The organism is Wolbachia endosymbiont of Drosophila bocki, assembly GCF_028982005.1.
Lineage (GTDB): Bacteria > Pseudomonadota > Alphaproteobacteria > Rickettsiales > Anaplasmataceae > Wolbachia > Wolbachia pipientis.
In genome coordinates this window covers 1-3,227 of sequence record NZ_JAPQLG010000074.1, presented here as the reverse complement: position 1 = coordinate 3,227, position 3,227 = coordinate 1, and the positions used below count along the sequence as shown (strand labels likewise).

The window sequence follows — 3,227 nt, the reverse complement described above, 5'->3', positions numbered from 1 at the left end:
CCAGCTTGCAAATGATTGTCCTTTCCTTCATTTCTCTCCTATTACGAAGATTTTAAACAGGTTCTAACGGTTGTTGCCAAAAACTATACAAGAAGTCTTTTAAGATCAATCACTTATCTTCAAAGCTTGAATAAAAGCATTCTGTGGAATATTTACGTTCCCTATAGAATGTAACCTTTTTTTACCCTTCTTTTGCTTTTCAAGTAGTTTCATTCTTCGCGTTACATCTCCACCATAGAGTTTAGCTGTTACATCTTTTCTATATGGGTTAATCGTTTCTCTGGCAATAATTTTTCCGCCCACTGCCGCTTGAATCGCGATTTTGTATTGCTGACGTGGTATTAGATCCTTCAAGCGTGCGCATATTTCACGCCCTCTTTTTTCTGCCCTACTTTTGTGAACGATACAAGCCAGTGCATCTACGGGCTCTCCATTAATTAAAAAGCTTAATTTATCTATTTGGCTTACCAGATAGCTGGAAATTTCCCAATCCAAACTTGCATATCCTTTGGAAATTGATTTTAATCGATCATAAAAGTCAAAAACAACTTCAGACAGTGGTAATTTATATCTTAACAATGCTGTTGTTGTGTTACCAATGTAAGATAAATCCTCCTGTTCTCCCCTCCTTTCTTCACATAGAGATAGAATCTCTCCCAAGTATTGGTCAGGGACCATTATGGTTGCGGTAATCCATGGTTCTTCCACAATTTCAATTTTCGTTGGATCTGGCATATCACTTGGGTTATGAATATTCAAAATTTCACCACTTCGTGTTGTAACCCTATATATAACACTCGGTGCAGTTGCTGTTAGGTCTAAATCAAATTCTCTCTCGAGCCTTTCTTGAATAACTTCAAGATGCAACATTCCCAAAAAACCACAACGAAATCCATAGCCTAGTGCATTTGAAGTTTCAGCTTCGAAGGTAAAACTTGCATCATTTAAATGTAACTTCTCTAGAGCTTCCCTTAGATATTTAAAATCATCCGTTTTGTGAGGGAAAATGCTACAAAATACCACAGGATGCACTTCTTTAAATCCAGGAAGTGCTTCACTACAAGGTCTCTTTTCCTCAGTGATAGTGTCTCCTACCTTGCAGTCTGCTACTTCCTTCATTGAAGCAGTTATAAAACCAACTTCACCCGCTGAAAGCTCACTCGTCATAACTTTTTTAGGGGTGAAAATACCGATATTATCTATCTGATATGTAGCATTATTAGACATCATAACAATTTTCATGCCTTTTTTTAGCACTCCATTTTTAACTCGCACTAAAATTACTACTCCTAAGTAAGTGTCATACCAACTATCAACCAAAATTGCTTGCAATGGAGCATTTACATCACCTTGAGGAGCTGGAAGTTTTGCTACTATTGCTTCCAGTACATCTTTTATTCCAAGTCCAGTTTTTGCTGATATTAAAACCGACTCACTTGCATCAATACCGATTATTTCCTCAACCTGGAGTTTTACCCCTTCTGGATCTGCAGCAGGAAGATCAACTTTATTGAGCACAACTATTATTTCATGGTTGTTGTCAATAGCTTTATATACATTTGCAAGGGTTTGTGCTTCAACGCCCTGGCTACTATCCACCACTAAAAGTGAACCTTCACATGCGGCTAAGCTTCGACTTACCTCGTAAGAAAAGTCAACGTGACCTGGGGTGTCCATGAGATTTAGGCAATATTGATTACCGTCGTTTGCCGTATAATTGAGTTTTACCGTCTGTGCTTTAATTGTAATGCCACGTTCACGCTCTATATCCATTGAATCGAGTATTTGATTGATCATTTCTCTTGCTTCAAGGCCGTTACATTCCTCTATTAAGCGGTCAGCAAGCGTTGACTTACCGTGGTCTATATGCGCTATTATTGCAAAATTTCTTATGTTGTTCATTTATGGCCCACTATGCTTAATTAGTGAAACTATTTTACATTTTAAGTGTTATCAGGGCAATTATTTATGTATATAGGAACTTCTTTCTTCTATAAGAAAATAGCGCATTAGGTTTTTTACGTACGACTATTGATGCGTTCCGCACCCTGACTAACTAATGATTGGTCAAATTTGCTACTCACTTTACTCAAATTTTCATTCCTTTGCTGGCTATTCTGTTTGCATGTTTTTACTGCATTAGCAAGGCTTAGACAACGATCACCAACTTTAATCTTTACATCTTTATTTTTTTCCAAATCTCCATCAGCTGGTCTATCACCCACTATTTTAATACTGCCATCGCCATTAGCACTTAATGTAATGCTACATTTTTTTTCACCTACATACCAATCAAACTTTATTCCATATTGAGCTGTGGTACCTAAATCATAGTACCTTACTCTTTTATCATCTATGTGGCCTTTTATAACTTCTCTCTGACTACCATTTAATATTGAGAAACCAGCAATGTTGTTTTCTGTGAAGAATTTACTATTTAAAAACTCACTTATTTTAATACTCGCGTTTTCATTGTTATTATCTTGTAGTTTAATTATTGCACACAGATCACCATCCTTATACTTTCCAATTGATACTCCATCAATAGTATCGTTTTCTATGTACTTACTAAATTTGATTTTAGCTTCTTCTTCTAATTTACTGTATTCGTTTTCATTAGCATCGTCAGGATATTTATTTACATCATTACCCTGATTCGTTGCACTTTGTGGCAGTTGCTGCTGTTGCATTTTTTCTCGCACTTCTTTCATTTTTTTCTGAAGTGACATAGCTTGATTGAGTTCGTCTCTTCTACCATCGTTACCATTATCAAGTAGCTTTAAAGCTTCTACCACTATGTTTAAGTTTTTATAAGCTACTTCAATATTATACTTATTACACTTGTCACTCAAAGGCTCATTGTTAGCTAAAGAGTGTTTCAAGCTATCCCAACAATCCTCTTCAATAATAGCATGTTCTATTGTAAGCGATTAATAGATACTCCAAAGCTTTCTGATTATTTCTTCTTTTTGATTATGATCCTTTCCAACTAGCTCCTGACTTTCTTTAATATCTTCAACCAGGTTATTAACATACACAGGCGATTTTACTATCGACCTGCTCCTTATTGATTTATTTAGTTTTTTCTCAATATCTTGAAGTTTTGTCAAAATCATACACTTTCCCTCACGAAATTATCTAACATTATATACATAAACATTAGAACCTGTTTAAAATCTTCGTAATAGGAGAGAAATGAAGGAAAGGACAATCATTTGCAAGCTGGT

At 35.7% G+C, this 3,227-nt stretch carries 3 protein-coding genes; all 3 read right to left on the bottom strand.

Features of this window, described 5'->3' with window-relative positions:
• Positions 1 to 105: 105 nt before the first annotated feature.
• The 3 genes from lepA to OZD61_RS01470 all read right to left on the bottom strand — a co-directional run bounded on the left by lepA (position 106) and on the right by OZD61_RS01470 (position 3,116).
• Positions 106 to 1,902, bottom strand: coding sequence for a translation elongation factor 4 (lepA, locus tag OZD61_RS01480; RefSeq protein ID WP_274979588.1), 1,797 nt, complete (start codon positions 1,900 to 1,902; stop codon positions 106 to 108).
• A gap of 116 nt (positions 1,903 to 2,018) precedes the next feature.
• Complete coding sequence (locus OZD61_RS01475; RefSeq protein WP_274979587.1) at positions 2,019 to 2,882, bottom strand: hypothetical protein; 864 nt, start codon at positions 2,880 to 2,882, stop codon at positions 2,019 to 2,021.
• Positions 2,883 to 2,930: 48 nt separating this feature from the next.
• Entirely contained in the window at positions 2,931 to 3,116 is a 186-nt protein-coding gene (locus tag OZD61_RS01470) for a hypothetical protein (protein ID WP_182320209.1), read from the bottom strand.
• Positions 3,117 to 3,227: the final 111 nt, after the last annotated feature.

Bases quoted from the DNA above. Each gene is read 5' to 3' on its own strand.
- OZD61_RS01470 (WP_182320209.1), bottom strand. From the start codon at position 3,116: ATGATTTTGACAAAACTTCAAGATATTGAGAAAAAACTAAATAAATCA.
- lepA (WP_274979588.1), bottom strand. From the start codon at position 1,902: ATGAACAACATAAGAAATTTTGCAATAATAGCGCATATAGACCACGGT.